The following is an 18,398-nucleotide window of genomic DNA, read 5'->3' as shown; positions in this document are numbered from 1 at the left end:
AAATAATGAAAATAAATATATTCAGTATTTTAATACTGATATCTAGTATGACCTTTTCACAAGAGAAGTTTAAAGGTATGATTATGGATAAAAACGGCCCTAAAGATAATTTAGGTGTTTATGGTGCAAGTGTGCATTGGTTGAATACTAATGTAGGCGTAACTACAAACGAAAAAGGATGGTTTACAATACCTTATCAGCAAGAATATAAGAAATTGGTTGTTAGTTTTGTGGGCTTTAAAACGGATACTATCACGATAAAATCGTTAAAATCATTCCATCATTTTTTAAAAGAAAACAATACTTTAAAAGAGATAACTGTTAAATCTAAAAAGAGTGCTACTCAAAAATCATATTTGCAAGCTCAAAATGTAATGATGATTAACAGTGCCGAATTATTGAAGGCGGCTTGTTGTAATTTGGCAGAAAGTTTTGAAACCAACCCATCAATAGATGTTAATTATTCAGATGCATTAACAGGAACAAAACAAATTCAAATGTTAGGTTTAACAAGTCCGTATTTGTTAATTACGCAAGAAAATATTCCGTCTATACGAGGCGCATCACAAGCATTCGGACTTTCTTTTACGCCAGGTACTTGGGTAGAAAGTATTCAAATAACAAAAGGTGCAGGTAGTGTTGTAAATGGTTATGAGAGTATTTCGGGACAAATAAATGCCGAATTGGTAAAGCCATATACGAATCATCGTTTTTTTGTAAATGCCTACGGATCAGCTGGAGGAAGAATGGAGTTTAATACCCATTTAAACCAAGAAGTAAGTGATAAGTGGCAAACAGGTTTGTATGTTCATGGTAATTACCGAGGAGAAAAATTTGATAAAAATGAGGATAACTTTTTAGATAACCCGCTAGCAAAACAAATTAATATCATGAACCGCTGGCAGTATGTAGATGCGCAAAAAGGATGGGTGAGTTTTATTAATTTTAGATATTTAGATGATGAGAAGCAAGTAGGTGAAGTTAATTTTAATCCTGATTTAGATAAAGAATCTACTACTGTTTGGGGAAGCGAAATTAAAACAAAACGCTTTGATACTTCTGCTAAATTGGGCTATGTTTTTCCTGATTTACCTTTTCAAAGTATGAGCCTACAGGCTGCTTATAGTAATCATAAACAAGATTCTTATTTTGGATTAAGTGATTATAATATTCAACATCAAAGTTTTTTTAGCAGTTTTATTTTTAATTCAATTATCGGTGATACCAGAAATAAGTTTAAAACAGGACTTAGTTTTACGTATGATAAGTATGACGAGTTTGTAAACGTTACTACAGTAAACAATTATGATCGTAAAGAAAACTCTGTTGGTGCTTTTTTCGAATACGCTTATGATAATGTGGATGATATAAGTATTACCGCAGGATTAAGAATTGATACTCATAATATATTAGGAACTTTTTTAACGCCTCGTTTGCATATTCGTTATGCGCCTTGGGAGAAAGGAGTTTTTAGAACATCGATAGGAAAAGGAAGAAGAAGTGCTAATATTTTTGCTGAAAATCAACAATTTTTTGCATCTTCAAGACAAGTTAATATTGATGATGTAGGAGGAGAGGTTTATGGTTTAAGTCCGGAAACAGCTTGGAATTACGGAATATCGTTTTTACAAGGTTACAAATTGTTTGGCAAAAAAGGAGGTATTACTTTTGATTTTTACAGAACAGATTTCGAAAATCAAGTTGTGGTAGATTGGGAAAATCCGCAGGAAATATCTTTTTATAATTTAGACGGAAAAAGTGTTGCTAACAGTTTTCAGTTAGAAGTAAATCAAAATATAGTTCCATATTTTAACACTCGTTTTTCATACAAATACTACGATGTAAACACTGATTATAAATCAGGGAATTTAGATAAGGCATTACAGGCAAAACACCGGTTTTTTGCAAATGTTTCTTATGAGACAGAGAAAAAGGAAAATGTTGCACATTGGAAATTTGATGTTACTTATAATTGGATAGGGAAACAACGTTTACCAAATACACAATCAAATCCGGTTCAATATAGGTTGCCAGAATTTTCAAAAAGTTATAATTTGTTAAACACTCAGGTAACAAAAGTGTTTTCTAAAAAGTTTGAATTGTATGCGGGAGCAGAAAATATAACAAACTATAAACAAAAAAATCCGATATTGGGAAGCGATAATCCTTTTGGTTCAAGTTTTGATACCACAATTATATATGCGCCCGTATTTGGAAGTAATTATTACGCAGGTTTAAGATTTAAAATAGATTAAGATGAAAAAAATAGTATTAGTAATAACGGTTTTGTTGATGAGTATATCTTTATCAGCGCAAGAAAAGAAGAAGAATGCCAAGATATCTATTGATGTAGACGGTGTTTGTATGATGTGTAAAGGACGTATTGAAAAGGCAGCTTTAAATAGTAAAGGTGTAAAATATGCGCAGTGGAATGTAAAAACACATGAGTTAAAATTAATTATTGATGAACGTAAGACGGATGTTAAAACGATTCAGCAAAATGTAGCAAATGTTGGTCATGATACGAAAGCAGTAAAAGCAACAAAAGAAGCTTACGATGGTTTACACGGTTGTTGTAAGTATCGAAATGAAGAGGTACAAGACGATCATAAAAAAGAAAAGAAGTAAATAAAAAAATCCCGAGTTTTAAACTCGGGATTTTTTTATTTATAACATTTTTAAAGAATTAACTTCTAAATCGGTTAACTCACGCCATCTACCACGAGGTAAATTACGTTTAGTCATACCTGCAAAAACAACACGATCTAGTTTTGTTACTGCATATCCGAAGTTTTCAAATATTTTACGTACAATTCTGTTTCTTCCAGAGTGTATTTCAATACCAACTTCTGTTTTTCTTTCACCTTCTACATAAGAAACGGCATCAATAAAAACTTTTTTACCTTCAATAATAACATCACCACGTAATTTATCTAAATCAGATATTGATAGTTTTTTATCTAAAGAAGCATGATAAAGTTTACGTACATCATGTTTTGGGTGTGTTAATTTCTTAGCTAACTCACCATCGTTTGTAAACAATAACAAACCAGTAGTATTTCTATCTAATCTTCCAACAGGATAAATACGTTCTTTGGTAGCGTTATCTACAAGTTCCATAACTGTTTTACGACCACGATCATCCTCCATGGTAGTAATATAGTTTTTTGGCTTGTTTAATAAGATATAACGTTTCTTTTCGATTGAAATTAAAGTACCATCAAAACGAACTTCATCGGTAGGTTGTACCTTGTAGCCCATTTGTGTCATTAAATTTCCGTTTACAAAAACACTTCCGTGTTCAATATAAGTATCGGCTTCTCTACGAGAACAAATTCCTGAATTAGAAATATACTTGTTTAAGCGAATTCCTGCAGTATCATCAGAGCTAGTTTGCTTTTGCTTATTAGCAGCTGATTTTTTAAGGTCTCTATTAAATTGTTTTTTGTTGTCAGAAGAGCTAGTTGCAAATCTTGGTTTTTCAGATGATTTTCTAACGGGTCTATCGGTTTTTTCATTCCTGTCGCTTCTGTCAGATCTATCGGTTCTTTCAGACCTGTTATCAGATCTAAATGATTTTTTTTCACGAGGATTGCTGTTCCTATCAGCCTGTCGTCCTCTCGACGAGTTTTTTGAATTCATAATTAAATTTTAAAAGGGTGCAAATGTACGGTAATTATTTGATTTCTAATCTAAAGCGATAACTACTTTGTCTAGAATTAAAGACTTATCAATAAAAAGTAAACTAAATACTCCTATTAACAATAATATCTTTAAAATGTTGTGCAATAGGCGATATTGATCCGTTTTTGTTGCTTTCCAGGTGTAAAAACCTATAAAGAACAAAACAAGAGCTGCTAAGTAAAAATAATATTTCATGTACTCGATTGCAGGGTAGTAAAATAAAACACTTATCGGAATTAAGGTTAAAACCATTAATAAGATGATTAATTTTTTGGTATTTTTTTCTCCGTATTTAATAGGGAAAGTATTGTAGTTGTTGATTATAGCTCCTTTAATGTTTTCTAAGTTTTTGATTAATTCACGAATCATTATAATTAGAAAAAGAAAGATTGCGTGCACAAAAATTACTTTCGAAAAGTTTTTAAAATGCACAAAAACCACAAAAAAAGGAAGTATTGTTAAAACAGTAACGCTCAGTAAACCAATAAAAGGATTTTTTTTTAATTTATGAGAATAAAACCAAATCCCGAAAATATATATAGCAAAAAAGAAAGCAGCTCTCCAAGATACTAACCAGCCAAAACCAAAACCTATAAAGTTTAAGGTAAAGTATAACGATAATTTAGTTTCTTGTTTTATGTAAGAGTCTAAGTTAGATTTTATAGGTCTATTTATTTGGTCAGATTTTTTGTCGTAAAAATTATTGATGATATACCCTGCGGCTACAGTAGCTACCGTAGCAATAACTAAGTAAAGTAGATGCCAATCGAAAAGTACTGGTTTTACAGATTTTTGATCAGAGAAAATAAAAATAGCAGCCAAGTATTGGGCTGCTATTAGTACTAAAATGTTATAACCCCTAACGACTGATAGAAGGCTAACTATTTTTTTTAGAAACGTATTAACTTTTAATATACTCATCGTAGTATTTTAAAATCTATACACCAATTCTAATTTATAATCTTTTAAGCTTGTTTTAGCTTTTTCGAAATCTTCAGTAAAACCTAAAATATAACCACCACCACCAGAACCACAAAGTTTTAAGTAGTATTCGTTAGTTTGAATTCCTTTTTCCCAAACTTTATGAAAAGCAGAAGGAATCATCGGTTTGAAGTTTGTTAAAACTACTTTCGATAATTTTTTTACGTTACCAAATAATGATTTTATATCACCTAGTAAGAAATCATCAATACAAGCATCGGTATGTAAAGAAAATTCTTCGCTTAACATTTTACGAAATCCTTCGTTTTTCATCTTATTCATAAAGATGTTTACCATTGGTTCAGTTTCACCAACTTGCTCGGAGTCTAGTAAGAAAACGGCACCTTTTCCTTCTTTTTGAGATGGAATACCTGCTGGCTCTATATGTTCTTTTGAGTTGATTAAAATAGGTAAACTTAAGTATGAATTTAAAGGATCTAATCCTGAGCTTTTTCCGTGGAAAAAAGATTCCATTAAAGAAAAAACTTGTTTTAATATTAATAGTTTATCGCGTGTTAGGTTTTCTAAGACAGTAATTTTATTATTTGCATATTGATCGTAGATTGCAGCAACTAAAGCACCAGAACTTCCCACACCATATCCTTGTGGTATAGATGAATCGAAGTACATGCCGTTATCAATATCATTTTTAAATGAAAGTAAGTCAAAAGAAACTAAATCAGAATTTAAGCTATTTAAGTAATTATAGAACTTAATTAAATTAGCATTCGATTTTTTAGCTTCACCAGTTAAATTACTAGCAGATTTTAACACACCTTTATATGAGTTAAAAGGAATCGCTAGTCCTTTAGAATCTTTTATGATTCCATATTCTCCGAAGAGTAATATTTTTGCGTAAAATAAAGGTCCTTTCATAAATTTTAATTGCTTAGCAAAAGTACAAGTAAAAGTACTAGTTTACAAACTAGTATACGTTTTTGTAGAAAGTTTTCCAAACACCAACTTTTTCATTATCGCGGTACTTTCCTTTTGTTTCTATTTTTCCGTTTTTATAAAAGGTTTTCCAAACACCATCTCTTTGTCCGTTTGTATATTTTCCTTGCTCTTTAAGCTCGCCAGTTTTGTAAAATACTTTGCGGTCACCGTCTAATTTACCACTTAGGTAATTAGCTTTATGAAAAAGTTTACCATCAGCATGGTAATACATAACAAGGCCGTCAAACATTTCTTTATTAAGTTCTTTATTTTTACTGTACCCTTCCATTTGAACCTGACCATTTTTATAATAATCAATAATCCAAAATCCGTTATTGATTGCTTTAGGAATTGGTCTATAATATTCGTGACTTTCTTTTGATGTTTCTTGCCAGTTATCATCAAGCCAAATGGTTTGTGCTGTTACTGTGGTTGATAAAAACCCAATAAACATAACTATTAATAGTGTTAATGTTCTCATGATAATAGGGAGTTTAAGGTTAATGGGTTTTTGCGCCAAAACCCGTGTTATCACAAATATACTGATTTTTTTGGCAGTAAATAGCTAAGGTGTTCTTAATAAAATGTTCTACCTCAGTCTTTTCTGTATTAGGGTAAAGTATATGAACATTTGCTCCTGCATCGAGAGTAAAGCAAATATTACTGTTGTTTTGCGCTCTGTATTCCCAAATTTTATTAATCACCTCTAACGTATTAGGCTTCATTAATATAAAATACGGGTTACTTGTAAGCATCATTGCATGCAACGTTAATGCTTCACTTTCAACTAAATTAATAAACTCTTTTATGTCTCCGTTTTGAAGAATAGTAGATATTTTAGATAAATTTTCGTTTGCCTGTGTAAAGCGTTGTTCGGCATACGGATGGTTGTGCATTAAGTTATGACCAACTGTAGATGAAACTTGTTTCTCTCCTTTATCAACCAATAAAATAGTATCGCAATAGTTTTCGAAAATGGGGTGTATTTTATATGGAAATTTTACTCCGAATAAATCTGAACTTCCTTCAATTTCTGGGTGTTCTCCCCAAACAACCAAAGGACCTTCAATACTTCTACTGGCACTACCAGAGCCTAAACGGGCTAAAAAAGAAGCTTTTTTGTTAATAAATTCGTCTGTTAAATCAGAATTTAATTCTTTTTCAAGGTTTAATAAACACATTGCAATAGCACTCATTCCGCTTGCAGAAGAGGCAATTCCGCTACTGTGAGGAAAAGAATTCTCTGAAGAAATCACCATTTTATATTCTAAAATATAAGGGCAGTATTTTTCTATTCGCTTAAAAAATTCAGCAATTTTTGGTTTAAAATCATCCTTCTTTTTTCCTTCAAAAAACAATTCGAATTTTGCTTCGCTTGATTTTTCAATTTTTAAAAACTCAATCGTAGTAATTGTATGGCAGTTGTTAAGTGTAAAACTTATCGATGCATTTTTGGGAATTTGCGGATTGCTTTTTCCCCAATATTTGACTAAAGCGATATTACTTGGTGTTTGCCATGTATATGTAGCTTTTTCAATTGTTTTATTTGATTCTTTTGAAATAAAAAGTGCTGTATTCAAAGGTTTAAATTTTGCTGTAAAGATAAAATTTAGACTACACTTTTGCTAATTTTTGTAAAACGGATTCTTTGTAGCTTCTACTTATAGGAATTGCCTTTTTACTAATCTCAATAAATTCGTTTGTATAAGAGGTTATTTGCTTTGTAGATACGATGTACGATCTATGAATTCGAATAAAATTATTTAAAGGCATTTTTAATTCTAAATTACTAATACTTTCTCTCGTAACAACTGTGTTTGTTTCGGTAAATATTTTTACATAATCGCCTAGACTTTCTATATACAAAACATCGCTAAAGTTTATTTTAACCATCTTTCTGTCTGCTCTTACAAACATATAATCAGACTTAATTTCTTTAGTTTTTTCGATGATTTTAGGGGTGTTTATATCTAGCACTTTTTGAGTAGCTTGTAAGAAACGATCAAAAGCAATTGGTTTTAATAAATAATCTACCACGTTTAAATTAAATCCGTCTACGGCATAATCTCTATAAGCAGTTGTGAAAATTATTTTAGATTTTTTATTGATAATTTTTGCTAAACTTAAGCCTGTAATTTCGGGCATATTAATATCTAAGAAATATAAATCTACAGATTCATTTTGCATAAAAATAATTGCCTCAGCAGCATTTTTACACATTTTAATAAGCTCTAAGTTTGGTGTTTTTTCAATGAATGAAGCTATTATTTCTCTAGCCATAGGTTCATCATCAACAATAACACAGCGTAATTTATCAATCATTTTTTAAAGGCGTTTTTAATTCAACTCTAAAACTGTTTTTTGTTTGTGAAATATCTAAATGATACGATTTCCCGTATAGCATCTCTAATCGTTTTTTTATATTTTCTAGCCCGATTCCTTTTTTTGATGACGTATTGTTTTTTGTTGAATTTTTTATTTCAAAAAAAAGTAAATTGTTAGCTGTTTTTAATTTGATGTCAACTTTTAGAACAGCATCTACTTGTGCTCCATGTTTAAAAGAATTCTCTACAAATGGCAATAATAACATCGGGGCAATTTGAATGTTTTCTTGATGTATTTCTTTATCAAAACTCACGAATAAACTATCTTGAAAGCGCATTTTTTCTAACGAGATATAATCTTCAATATGATTAACTTCATCATTTAAAAACACTAATGGCTTTTCTACCTGATATAAAATATAATCTAATAAATTAGAAAGTTTTAAAATCATATCAGGAGCTTCATCAGACTTTTTTAAAGCAAAACCATATAAAGTATTAAGAGTGTTGAATAAAAAATGTGGATGAATTTGCATTTTTAAAAACTTTAATTCTTGTTCTTTTAGTTGTAGTTGCGTTGCTAAGAATTTGTTTTTTAAGTCTTCGTTTTTTAATACAGACTTGTAATTATTTATAATTAATCCAATACTAATTGCAACAAAAAAAATAAAATATACTGCTAAAGTTATAAATATAAGCCCTTTTGTAATTGGTGTGCCATCGCCTGTTTTTAAGTTGTCAGAAAAAACTAAGCCATAAAATATCGATACAAGAATAAAAAAGAAAGAAATTATAAAAGTGTACGCAGTATATAAAATAAATAGTTGCTGTTTTTTAAGAAGTAAATATTTAGGGATTAAATAAAAATAAAAAAAATAACTACTACCAATAGTAATTGGCATTAAGAACAGCGAAAAACGATTTATGTATGCGATGTTTTCACTTCCATAACCTAAAAAATAAGTATAAAATAAATATACGGCTATCCAAAATAAAAGATGGATTACTGTTTCTATAATAAATTTAGGTATAAAGTGTCGTTTTTTCATACGCTTGCAATATCTACTTTTTTACGTTGTTTTATGTTTTTTTGAGATAAAATTCGCTTATTTGTAGGTAGAATACCAATTTACCTATTTTTACTAAAATATGCTTTAAACTTGTTGTTTACGGTTTTTTTCTTTGCAATTATCGAAATAAATAGAAAGGTATAAGCTTTAAAGATACTTTTGAATCATAATAACTTTAAAACTTACTAATATGAATTTTTTAATTATCAATTTATTACAAGATGGCGGAACAATGTTTATGTACCCATTATTATTTATGTTAATTACCTGCATTGCTTTAATTATAAAAGCCTTCTTAAGAAGCGCTGAAAATGATAAAGTAGTTTTACTAATAAAACATATAAGTTTATTTGCGTTAGTTTATGGTTTTTTCGGGTTTATGATGGGGATGATTGAAGCCTTTGATGCTATTTCTAGAGCAACAAGTGTTCATCCTGCTGTCTTAGCTGGAGGTTTAAAAATCGGGTTACTTTCTCCTTCTTTAGGAATGTTTGTGTTCTTAATAACAAGATTGGGGCTTATCGGTTTAATATTAAAAAATAATAAACACTAAAATTATAATAGTATGAAAAAGAAATTTTTAATTATTATGATGGTTGTGTGTTCTTTTTTAAGTTGCGCAAAAAATCAGAATTTAGACGATTATTTAGCATCACTAGAAAAAGAAAAAAAGGCAATGGGAACTGTTTCTATTTTTAAAGAAGGAAAAGAGTTTTATACAAAGTCTATTGGTTATTCAAATATCAATTTAAATAAAAAAAACAATTCTGAAACAAAATTCCGAATAGGCTCTATTAGTAAAACATATACAGCAACACTTATATTACAGTTGGTAGATGAAGGTAAACTTTCTTTAAATACGAAACTAAAAGATTTCTTCCCTGTGATTCCTAATTCAGAGAATATTACAATTTCTGATATGCTGTATCACCGTAGCGGAATCTTTAATATAACAACTGATAAAAATTTTGAAGTTTGGATTAGCGAACCTCGAGATAGAGCAAAAGTGATTGCGAAAATCAAAGAGTATCAAAGCTTATTTACGCCAAATTCTATAACTGAGTATTCTAATTCTAATTATATTTTATTAGCATATATAGCAGAAGATGTAGATAAGGAAACATTTGCAGATATTATTCAAAATAGAATCGCCGAAAAAATAGGAGTATCTAAAACCGCATTCGGAAAAGATATTGACTTTTCTAACAACGAAGCAATGTGTTACTACCCAGAAAACAATAAATGGCATCCAATAACTTTTCATACAAATTTATTAGGAACCATGGGAGCGGGCGGAATTACAGCAACCGCAAACGAAGTAAGTGTTTTTTATAATGCGCTTTTTACAGGTAAACTGTTCTCAGAGAGAAGTATGCAGTTGATGATTGCCCCTAAAGATGAAATGGGTATGGGGATTTCGGTAAGTGATTTTAACGGCTTAACTGTTTATGGCCACGATGGCGCTATTGATGGTTTTAGATCGATGGCGGCATATATTCCGGAATTAAAACTTACTATTTCATTTACTTTTAATGCTTCTTCAGGATCATCGTCACAAAGATTAATTCAGCTTTTTAAATCATATCAATACACAATTAATCAAAAAAAATAATCGTTTTCTGGTTAGTTTATTTTAATGCCCATTTTTAGCACAGAAATGGGTATTTTTGTGTTTGTAAATAAGTGTTGATATGAGTAGGAAAATAAAGTTAATATGGGATTTTAAAGGCCCAGATGGTTTAGCAACCGCAAAACACCATTGTATTCATTTAAAAGAATTTGCACAAATAGATAGTTTAACGTATTATGAGGTAAATCATACGGAGTTAAACCCAATGCACACCATTGCTTTTATTGTAGTAGATGAAAGTGATATGAAAATTTTTAGAGACGCTTTAAAGCCTCATAGAGGGGAATTAGCTTAATTAATTTAAATAAAATAAAATTATGTTTTTAATAAACGCTTTAGCAAAACCAAAAAAATCGTCAGAACATTATAATGAAGTTGTAGGAGCTTATGTAAGCTTATATATCGATTATAAAGATATCGAAGGAGCTCTTAAATTAGCAAAGCATTACATAAAAGATGAAGGTTGGAAAGTATCAGAAATAGAAGAAGAATATTTTACTTTAGATTCTGCAGATGATGTTGACGAAGATCAAAAAGAATTTTATGAAGAAGCAATTGAGTACGGTTACACAATTGTTTTTAATTGTTACGAAGAGGAATAATCTTTGTTTTTAAAAAACTGTTATAAAATTGACTATCTTTCAAACAAAAAATGTTATGAAAGGTAGTCTTCTTTTTTGTACGACACTTTTAATGTCTATTGCTGGGTTTTCGCAGCATAAATTCTCCACATATACAGCACATAAATCAATAACAGAAGCAATTCGAATAAACAACGAATTAATAGCTGGTAGAACTTCTTTTTTTGAAAAACAGGCATTGGCAAAACCATTAATGTTTCAGAACACAAAAATAAAAATTGCAGAGTTTAATAGATTATCAAACAATGTTTCAAAATATATAGAAGTAATTCAGAAAGAGGTAAATACCGAGCAAGTTTTATACGATATGCTAACGCGAGATTTTTATAAAAACATCTTGTTTAAAAACGACAAAGATTTAAGTTTTAAAGGAATGAAGTTAAAAACTAAAATAGATAGTTTGTATAATCATGCCGTTAAAATTAATGTGCATAAATTATCTCAGCTTGATAATTTTTATAATGGCCACTTTAAAACAAATGATGTTTTTTATGATTTTGATGAAAATGAATTAGATTATTTTGAATATCGTTTTTATGATAAATCTAATTATGGCATTATGATGGCAATGAACTGTTTGCTTTTAGATGTTAAGACATTTCAGTTATTGTATTTTGGTACCGTTATGAGCTATTAAATATTTTTTTGAAATTTAAATAGCTTTCGGTCTCATATTCAGATATTTTAAGTAATTTCGCAGGCTAAATTATTTCATACAAATGAAACGTATTAAAGAATATAAAAAGCTTTTTAGTGTTGAAGGAGCTATCGATTTAAAGGACTTGAAAAAAACGTACCGAGGATTGGTAAAAGAATGGCACCCAGATAAATTTCAGGAAGAAGAAAAGAGGTTAGAGGCAGAAGATGTAAGTACTAAAATTATTGATGGTTATCATTTTTTAGTAAGTATTGCTCCTGAAACTAAAGAAGCAAATGCAGCAGCATATCACACCACTATTACTGAGTTTAAAGTAGCTGATTATCACCATAAAAGTATGTTGTTAGAAGTTACTTTTACTGATGGAAATACCTACGAGTATTTTGGAGTTACTAAAAAAATGTTCTTAAAATTTTTAAACGCTAAATCGATAAATAACTTCGGAAAAAGAAATATTTTTAATTCTTTTACCTACAGAAAATCAATGAAAGCGTCAGCTACAGTTTAATATAAAATTAAACGATATTATTAAAAAAGACCATTTACTATGTTTAGTAAATGGTCTTTTTTATGTGTAAAATAATGTTATTCAGCAATGCTTTTCGCACAAATATATCCGCCTGTCCAAGCGTTTTGAAAATTAAATCCGCCAGTAACGGCATCAATATTTAAAACTTCACCTACAAAAAAGAGGTTTTTATGTAGTCTGCTTTCAAAACGTTTAAAGTTTATTCCTTTTAAATCTACACCACCAGCCGTTACAAATTCATCTTTAAAAGTTGTACGACCGTTTGCATTAAACAATCCTTTTGTTAATTGAGTAGCTAAATTATTTAATTGTTTATTACTTAAATCGCCCCAATTCTGAGCCGTTTTAATTTCTGCAGCTGCAACAAAACGTTCCCATAAACGACGAGGAATATCTGCAAAAGGTGATTTTAAATTCACTTGTTTTCTGGCTTGTGCGTTTTTAAGATCAGATAATTCATCTAAAACACTATCAAAATCTTGTCCTAACCAATTTACTTCAACATTGTATTGATAGTTTTTATCAGCTAAAATTCGTGCACCAAAAGCAGAGAGTTTTAAAATTGCGGGTCCGCTTAATCCCCAATGCGTAATTAATAAAGGTCCTGAGTTTTCTAGATTTGTTCCCACTAATTTTACCCCGGCATTTGGCACTGATATTCCGCCTAAATCGATAATTCGTTTATCTTTTATATTAAAAGTAAACAAAGAAGGCACAGGTTCTATAATCGCATGGTCTAAGGTTTTACATAAATCCCAAACTTTCTTAGAACTACCCGCGGCGATAACTAAAGAATTAGCCTCAAATTGTTGTTCTTTTGTGTTGATAACCCACTTGTTTTCTTGTTGATAAACTGAATTTACACCGTGATTTTTTAACACCGTAATACCAAGGTTATCAACAGCATTCTGAAAACAATCTATAATGGCTTGTGAGGTGTTTGCTTCAGGAAAAACACGATTATCACTTTCAATTTTTAAAGGAATTCCTCTGTTGTCAAACCATTCAAAAGTATCACCAGTCATAAACTGATGAAAAGGTCCTAGTAATTCTTTTTCTCCTCTCGGATAAAATTTTACAAGTTCCTTAGGTTCAAAACAAGCATGAGTAACGTTACAACGACCACCACCAGAAATTTTTACTTTTTGTAAAACTTCCTTTCCTTTTTCGAGAATGGTAATGTCTAATTCAGGATTATTTTCTTTAGCGTTTATAGCCGTGAAAAAACCTGCTGCACCACCGCCAATTATAATTACTTTTTTCATTTGTAGAAAAACCTCTCGACTGCACTCGAGGAGACATTTTAAGATTAACTTGTCAGGTCGAGCGCAGTCGAGACCTGTTTTGATTTATAAAATCATTTCTTTGTAAGGAACAATTGTATTGTAGCCTTTTTCTTTAAAATATGTTGAGGTATTTTCATTACCCGCAGCTAAAACAAAATCGCCACCCCAAGCACCTAAACTTTTTATTTCACCGAAATAATCAGGAAAAAGACGTTTTTTAACTGGAGTTTGTTTAATAATTGAGCTAATTATTTGCTCATGCTCAATTATTATTTTAGCTAAACTCTTAGAAGAATTAGCCTTTAAAAACTCTTGAGTTAGCTCATTTATTTCCGGAATTAGCTTTTTAGCTTCTTCTCGATGTTCTTTATATTGTGCGATTCCTTCTCTGCTATTTTGCTTCTGATTTAAATACACAAAAAACAACTCATCTTTAAAATCGGGGTTGAATTTTACCTCACTAACAATAGGTGTCATCTCGAGCGCAGTCGAGAGGTTCTTTTTTAATTGATATAAGATAGGGTTGTTATTACTAGCGCAAGCAATATCATACCCACTACCAGAAAAGGCATTCCATAATAAGGTAAACGGATTCACATTTGCCCAATTAGCAATGTTGTTTATCAATGTAGATGAGCTTCCTAATCCCCAATTCTGAGGAAAAGTTAAGTTCGTTTTTACAATAAAACCACCGTCAGAATTTAAAAAATCAGGATTTAACTTTTTAGCTTCATGTAAAATATCAGATAAGGTTTCTGCAATAACTTCCGCATTTCCTTGTTTATCAGCATTAAAAGTAGCTGAGGTTAAACGCAACTTTGGTAAATCGAAAGTAGCTTCAAACCAGCATTCGCCTGTATTAGTAAAGCTAGCCCAAATAAGTTGTGATTCTTTTATCGGTTCGATAATTAAATCTTGACCAAACTTAGTAGGCACCGCTAAAGATGTTGCTCCGTCAAGAACTACATATTCACCTGTTAATAATAATTTTCCGTTAGAATAATATTTTCCCAATACAATTGTCAGGTCGAGCGCAGTCGAGACCTCTTTTAATGTTTGTAATCTGACCTCTCGACTGCGCTCGAGGAGACAATTAATACTATTTTCTTAACTCTTTAAATTTATCAACTACAGCGCTATGAGAAACGGTACTTTTATCAAAATAAGCAGTTATAGTATCTCTTTCTTCTGCAGTTGCTTCTAATTGATTTAAAATGTTTTGCAAGTGCATTTTCATGTGTCCATGCTGAATTCCTTTAGTTGTTAAAGCGCGTAATGCAGCGAAATTCTGAGCTAAACCAGCAGCAGCAATAATTTGCATTAATTCTCTTGCAGATGGTTTTTGCAGCATATCTAACGATAATTTTGCCATCGGATGTAAAGCTGTTAAACCACCAACGGTTCCGAGTGCTAAAGGAATTTCAATCCAAAATTTAAAAATGCCTTCTTTAATTTCACAATGTGTTAAACTTTTATACTGTCCGTCTTTAGAAGCGTAGGCATGTGCACCAGCTTCGATCGCTCTAAAGTCATTACCGGTAGCTAAAACAACGGCGTCTATACCGTTCATAATTCCTTTGTTGTGAGTAACGGCTCGGTAAGGTTCTATTTCGGCTATTTTTACCGCTTGCTCGAATTTCTGTGCAAATTTATGAGGGTCTTTACCTCCTAAATCTTCTATTTTACAACTCACTTCTGCTTTAACCACACAATCTGTAACGTAGTTAGAAAGGATGCTCATTACGATTTCAATATCATCACGTCTAAACTGATTAGCCATTGCTTCTAAACACGAATTAATAAAATTCGCGCCCATGCTATCTTTTGTTTCAAAAGTAACATGTAACTGGTAGTAATTTGCAAGTTTATTAGTTTTATCAACTAATTGAATGTCTAAAATACCTCCACCGCGTTTTTCCATGTTTTTTGTAATGGAAGCTGTTGCGTCGTATAATTTAGATTTTTGTTGATCAAAATAGTTTTCTAATTCCGTCTTATCACCTTCATACATAAAATGTACTTGTCCGATTTTGGTGGTAGCAATAACTTCAGTTTTAAAACCACCGCGCGTACTCCAATATTTTGCAACTAACGAAGCTGCTGCAACAACCGAACTTTCTTCAATAACCATCGGCACTACATAATCGCGATTGTTTATTACAAAGTTAGGAGCAATACCATACGGCATGTAAAAATTAGAAAGCGTATTTTCTATAAAATCGTCATGTAGTTGTTGTAATTTTTCATCTACATTCCAATACTGTTTTAGTGTTTGTGTAATTTCTGGTTGGTTGTTAAAATAAGTTTTAGCCAACCAATTTATTTTTTCCTCTTTAGTAAGTTTAGAAAATCCAGTAATAATTTTAGACATTGTCTATAAAATTTAGGTGGCTCAAAGATAAATGAATCTTGTTAAAATAGCTTTCATATTTAGTATTTCTAACTTTTTTGATGTGTTTTATGGCGATTTTTCCGTAAACTTGGCAAACTTTTTAGATAAACAACAACTTAAGATGAAAAAAATATTACTGCTTTTCATAGGATTATCTTCGCTGTTACAAGCACAGAAAAAAGATATTTCTTTAGAAGATATTTGGAAAAAAGGCACATTTAGAGCCGATTACATGAATTCATTAAACTCAATGAATGATGATTTTTATTCTTTATTAAATTACGAAAACGGAAATTCGTCGGTAGATAAATACAATTATAAAACTTTAGAAAAAGTTGAAACAATTGTTAATAGTAAAGATTTAAATGGTTTAAATACATTTAGATCATATAGTTTTAATAGTGATGAAACGAAGTTGATTTTAGGAACAAACTTCAAACCAATATTCCGTCGTTCTTTCTTAGGTACATTTTATGTATATGATATCGCTTCAAAAACATTAAAGTTAATAGGAGAAGATATTCAGCGACCAACTTTTTCGCCAGATAGCAAAAGAGTTGCCTATGCAAAAGACAATAACTTATTTATTAGAGATTTTTCTAGCAATACAATTGTTCAAATAACAAAAGACGGTGAGAAAAATAAAATTATAAATGGTATTACCGACTGGGTTTACGAAGAAGAATTTGGATTTGTGCGTGCTTTTGAATGGAGTGCTGACGGAAGCAATCTAGCTTTTTTACGTTTTGATGAAAGTGCTGTAAAAACATTTTCTATGGATGTTTATGGTAAAGGAAAATACCCAACTCAAGATGTTTTTAAATATCCAAAGGCAGGAGAAGATAATGCGAAAGTTACCTTACATGTGTATTCTTTAGATACTAACGGAACTGCTAAAATTATTTTCGGAGAGTATGAATACATCCCTAGAATTAATTGGACAAAGGATGGTAACATTTTAGCGGTACGTACTTTAAATCGTCATCAAAATGATTTGAAAATGTATTTTATTAATGCTAAAACATATGATACTACATTAATATTAACAGAAACGGATGAAGCTTATGTGGATGTAACGGACGATTTAACATTTTTAAATGATAATAGTTTTATCTGGACGAGTGAAAAAGATGGTTTCAATCATATTTATCACTACAATAATAAAGGTGAATTAATAAATCAGGTAACAAAAGGAAACTGGGAGGTAACTTCTTATTATGGTTTTGATGCTGATAAAAAAACAATTTACTATCAATCAGTAGAAAACGGATCTATAAATAGAGGTGTTTATAGTGTCTCTTTAACGGGTGAGAATAAAAATATAATAAGTAATCCTTTAGGAACAAATAGCGCATCGTTTAGTAAGAACATGCATTATTTTATAAATACATTTTCTGATGCGAATACGCCAAATGTATATTCTTTAAGAAACGATACGGGTAAAGTATTAAAAATAGTAAAAGACAATGCAGCTTTAAAAGAAGTTATTGCAGGATATAATTTAAGTGAAAAAGAGTTTTCTACCATTAATATAAACGGAAACGACTTAAATATGTATACAATAAAGCCTGTTAATTTCGATTCAAATAAAAAATATCCAGTATTAATGTATCAATATTCTGGGCCAGGATCTCAAAATGTATCAAATAGTTGGAACGGATCTAACGATTATTGGCACCAAATGTTGGCTCAAAACGGTTACATGATTGTTTGTGTTGATGGTAGAGGAACAGGTTTAAAGGGTAGAGATTTTAAAAAAATCACTCAAAAGCAATTAGGTAAATACGAAGTTGAAGATCAAATAGCGGTAGCTAAAGAATTAGCAAACTTATCATATGTAGATGCAAATAGAATTGGAATTTGGGGATGGTCGTACGGTGGTTTTATGAGTACTAACTGTATTTTAAAAGGAAACGATGTATTTGCGGCAGCAATAGCGGTTGCTCCTGTAACTACTTGGCGTTTTTATGATAGTATTTATACTGAGCGTTACATGCAAACACCTGAAGAGAATCCTACAGGTTATGATGAGAACTCTCCATTAAATTATCCAGAACTACTAAAAGGAAAGTACTTGTTAATTCATGGTACAGCTGATGATAACGTACACGTGCAAAATGCATTTAGAATGGCAGAAGCTTTAATACAAGCCAATAAGCAATTCGAATGGGGAGTGTATCCTGATAAAAACCACGGAATTTACGGTGGTAATACGCGTATACACTTGTATACGAAAATGACAAATTTTATTAAAAAGAACTTATAAA

19 protein-coding genes are annotated in these 18,398 nt (G+C 30.7%); 9 read left to right on the top strand and 10 right to left on the bottom strand.

Features of this window, described 5'->3' with window-relative positions:
* Positions 1 to 5: 5 nt before the first annotated feature.
* Both AC28QF_RS05555 and AC28QF_RS05550 read left to right on the top strand, forming a co-directional pair.
* Positions 6 to 2,255, top strand: coding sequence for a TonB-dependent receptor (locus AC28QF_RS05555; RefSeq protein ID WP_488201191.1), 2,250 nt, complete (start codon positions 6 to 8; stop codon positions 2,253 to 2,255).
* Position 2,256: 1 nt separating this feature from the next.
* On the top strand, positions 2,257 to 2,628 hold the full coding sequence (locus AC28QF_RS05550) for a heavy-metal-associated domain-containing protein (RefSeq protein ID WP_488201192.1): 372 nt from the start codon (positions 2,257 to 2,259) through the stop codon (positions 2,626 to 2,628).
* A 39-nt stretch (positions 2,629 to 2,667) separates the two neighbouring features.
* Here AC28QF_RS05550 and AC28QF_RS05545 read toward each other — a convergent pair whose 3' ends face one another.
* The 7 genes from AC28QF_RS05545 to AC28QF_RS05515 are packed head-to-tail and all read right to left on the bottom strand — an operon-like array spanning position 2,668 to position 8,974.
* Positions 2,668 to 3,645 carry a pseudouridine synthase gene (locus tag AC28QF_RS05545; protein ID WP_488201243.1) on the bottom strand — a complete coding sequence of 326 codons (978 nt, stop codon included), beginning with the start codon at positions 3,643 to 3,645 and terminating at the stop codon, positions 2,668 to 2,670.
* Between the two features lie 42 nt (positions 3,646 to 3,687).
* Positions 3,688 to 4,605 carry a geranylgeranylglycerol-phosphate geranylgeranyltransferase gene (locus tag AC28QF_RS05540; protein WP_488201193.1) on the bottom strand — a complete coding sequence of 306 codons (918 nt, stop codon included), beginning with the start codon at positions 4,603 to 4,605 and terminating at the stop codon, positions 3,688 to 3,690.
* A gap of 9 nt (positions 4,606 to 4,614) precedes the next feature.
* Entirely contained in the window at positions 4,615 to 5,541 is a 927-nt protein-coding gene (locus AC28QF_RS05535; protein ID WP_488201194.1) for a mevalonate kinase family protein, read from the bottom strand.
* Positions 5,542 to 5,590: 49 nt separating this feature from the next.
* Positions 5,591 to 6,082, bottom strand: coding sequence for a toxin-antitoxin system YwqK family antitoxin (locus AC28QF_RS05530; protein ID WP_488201195.1), 492 nt, complete (start codon positions 6,080 to 6,082; stop codon positions 5,591 to 5,593).
* Between the two features lie 19 nt (positions 6,083 to 6,101).
* Entirely contained in the window at positions 6,102 to 7,181 is a 1,080-nt protein-coding gene (locus tag AC28QF_RS05525; protein WP_488201196.1) for a diphosphomevalonate decarboxylase, read from the bottom strand.
* A gap of 34 nt (positions 7,182 to 7,215) precedes the next feature.
* The gene (locus AC28QF_RS05520) at positions 7,216 to 7,923 is read right to left on the bottom strand and encodes a LytR/AlgR family response regulator transcription factor (protein ID WP_488201197.1); all 708 of its coding nucleotides are present in this window, start codon (positions 7,921 to 7,923) and stop codon (positions 7,216 to 7,218) included.
* Complete coding sequence (locus tag AC28QF_RS05515) at positions 7,916 to 8,974, bottom strand: sensor histidine kinase (RefSeq protein ID WP_488201198.1); 1,059 nt, start codon at positions 8,972 to 8,974, stop codon at positions 7,916 to 7,918. Before AC28QF_RS05515 ends, AC28QF_RS05520 begins: the two co-directional genes overlap by 8 nt.
* 211 nt (positions 8,975 to 9,185) lie before the next feature.
* Between AC28QF_RS05515 and AC28QF_RS05510 the strand changes: the two genes are divergently transcribed.
* The 6 genes from AC28QF_RS05510 to AC28QF_RS05485 all read left to right on the top strand — a co-directional run bounded on the left by AC28QF_RS05510 (position 9,186) and on the right by AC28QF_RS05485 (position 12,432).
* Positions 9,186 to 9,548: a hypothetical protein gene (locus tag AC28QF_RS05510; protein WP_488201199.1), complete on the top strand. Its 363-nt coding sequence runs from the start codon at positions 9,186 to 9,188 to the stop codon at positions 9,546 to 9,548.
* A gap of 12 nt (positions 9,549 to 9,560) precedes the next feature.
* A complete protein-coding gene (locus AC28QF_RS05505; protein ID WP_488201200.1) occupies positions 9,561 to 10,607 on the top strand; it encodes a serine hydrolase domain-containing protein in 1,047 nt (348 codons plus the stop codon).
* A 79-nt stretch (positions 10,608 to 10,686) separates the two neighbouring features.
* On the top strand, positions 10,687 to 10,920 hold the full coding sequence (locus tag AC28QF_RS05500; RefSeq protein WP_218772233.1) for a hypothetical protein: 234 nt from the start codon (positions 10,687 to 10,689) through the stop codon (positions 10,918 to 10,920).
* A gap of 22 nt (positions 10,921 to 10,942) precedes the next feature.
* The gene (locus AC28QF_RS05495; protein WP_275316494.1) at positions 10,943 to 11,227 is read left to right on the top strand and encodes a hypothetical protein; all 285 of its coding nucleotides are present in this window, start codon (positions 10,943 to 10,945) and stop codon (positions 11,225 to 11,227) included.
* Between the two features lie 55 nt (positions 11,228 to 11,282).
* Positions 11,283 to 11,903 (top strand): hypothetical protein, encoded by a 621-nt coding sequence (locus AC28QF_RS05490; protein WP_488201201.1) that lies wholly within the window; start codon positions 11,283 to 11,285, stop codon positions 11,901 to 11,903.
* An 82-nt stretch (positions 11,904 to 11,985) separates the two neighbouring features.
* The gene (locus tag AC28QF_RS05485; protein WP_315944423.1) at positions 11,986 to 12,432 is read left to right on the top strand and encodes a KTSC domain-containing protein; all 447 of its coding nucleotides are present in this window, start codon (positions 11,986 to 11,988) and stop codon (positions 12,430 to 12,432) included.
* Positions 12,433 to 12,509: 77 nt separating this feature from the next.
* Here AC28QF_RS05485 and AC28QF_RS05480 read toward each other — a convergent pair whose 3' ends face one another.
* The 3 genes from AC28QF_RS05480 to AC28QF_RS05470 all read right to left on the bottom strand — a co-directional run bounded on the left by AC28QF_RS05480 (position 12,510) and on the right by AC28QF_RS05470 (position 16,110).
* The gene (locus tag AC28QF_RS05480; protein WP_488201202.1) at positions 12,510 to 13,718 is read right to left on the bottom strand and encodes a BaiN/RdsA family NAD(P)/FAD-dependent oxidoreductase; all 1,209 of its coding nucleotides are present in this window, start codon (positions 13,716 to 13,718) and stop codon (positions 12,510 to 12,512) included.
* A gap of 84 nt (positions 13,719 to 13,802) precedes the next feature.
* Positions 13,803 to 14,753: a GYDIA family GHMP kinase gene (locus tag AC28QF_RS05475; RefSeq protein ID WP_488201203.1), complete on the bottom strand. Its 951-nt coding sequence runs from the start codon at positions 14,751 to 14,753 to the stop codon at positions 13,803 to 13,805.
* An 85-nt stretch (positions 14,754 to 14,838) separates the two neighbouring features.
* Complete coding sequence (locus AC28QF_RS05470) at positions 14,839 to 16,110, bottom strand: hydroxymethylglutaryl-CoA reductase, degradative (protein ID WP_488201204.1); 1,272 nt, start codon at positions 16,108 to 16,110, stop codon at positions 14,839 to 14,841.
* A 142-nt stretch (positions 16,111 to 16,252) separates the two neighbouring features.
* On the opposite strand from AC28QF_RS05470, the gene AC28QF_RS05465 reads away from it, so the two are divergent.
* The gene (locus AC28QF_RS05465) at positions 16,253 to 18,397 is read left to right on the top strand and encodes a S9 family peptidase (protein ID WP_488201205.1); all 2,145 of its coding nucleotides are present in this window, start codon (positions 16,253 to 16,255) and stop codon (positions 18,395 to 18,397) included.
* Position 18,398: the final 1 nt, after the last annotated feature.

The sequence above is a fragment of the Tenacibaculum sp. M1.3A genome, from assembly GCF_057732375.1.
This window is presented reverse-complemented; position numbering and strand designations above follow the sequence as displayed.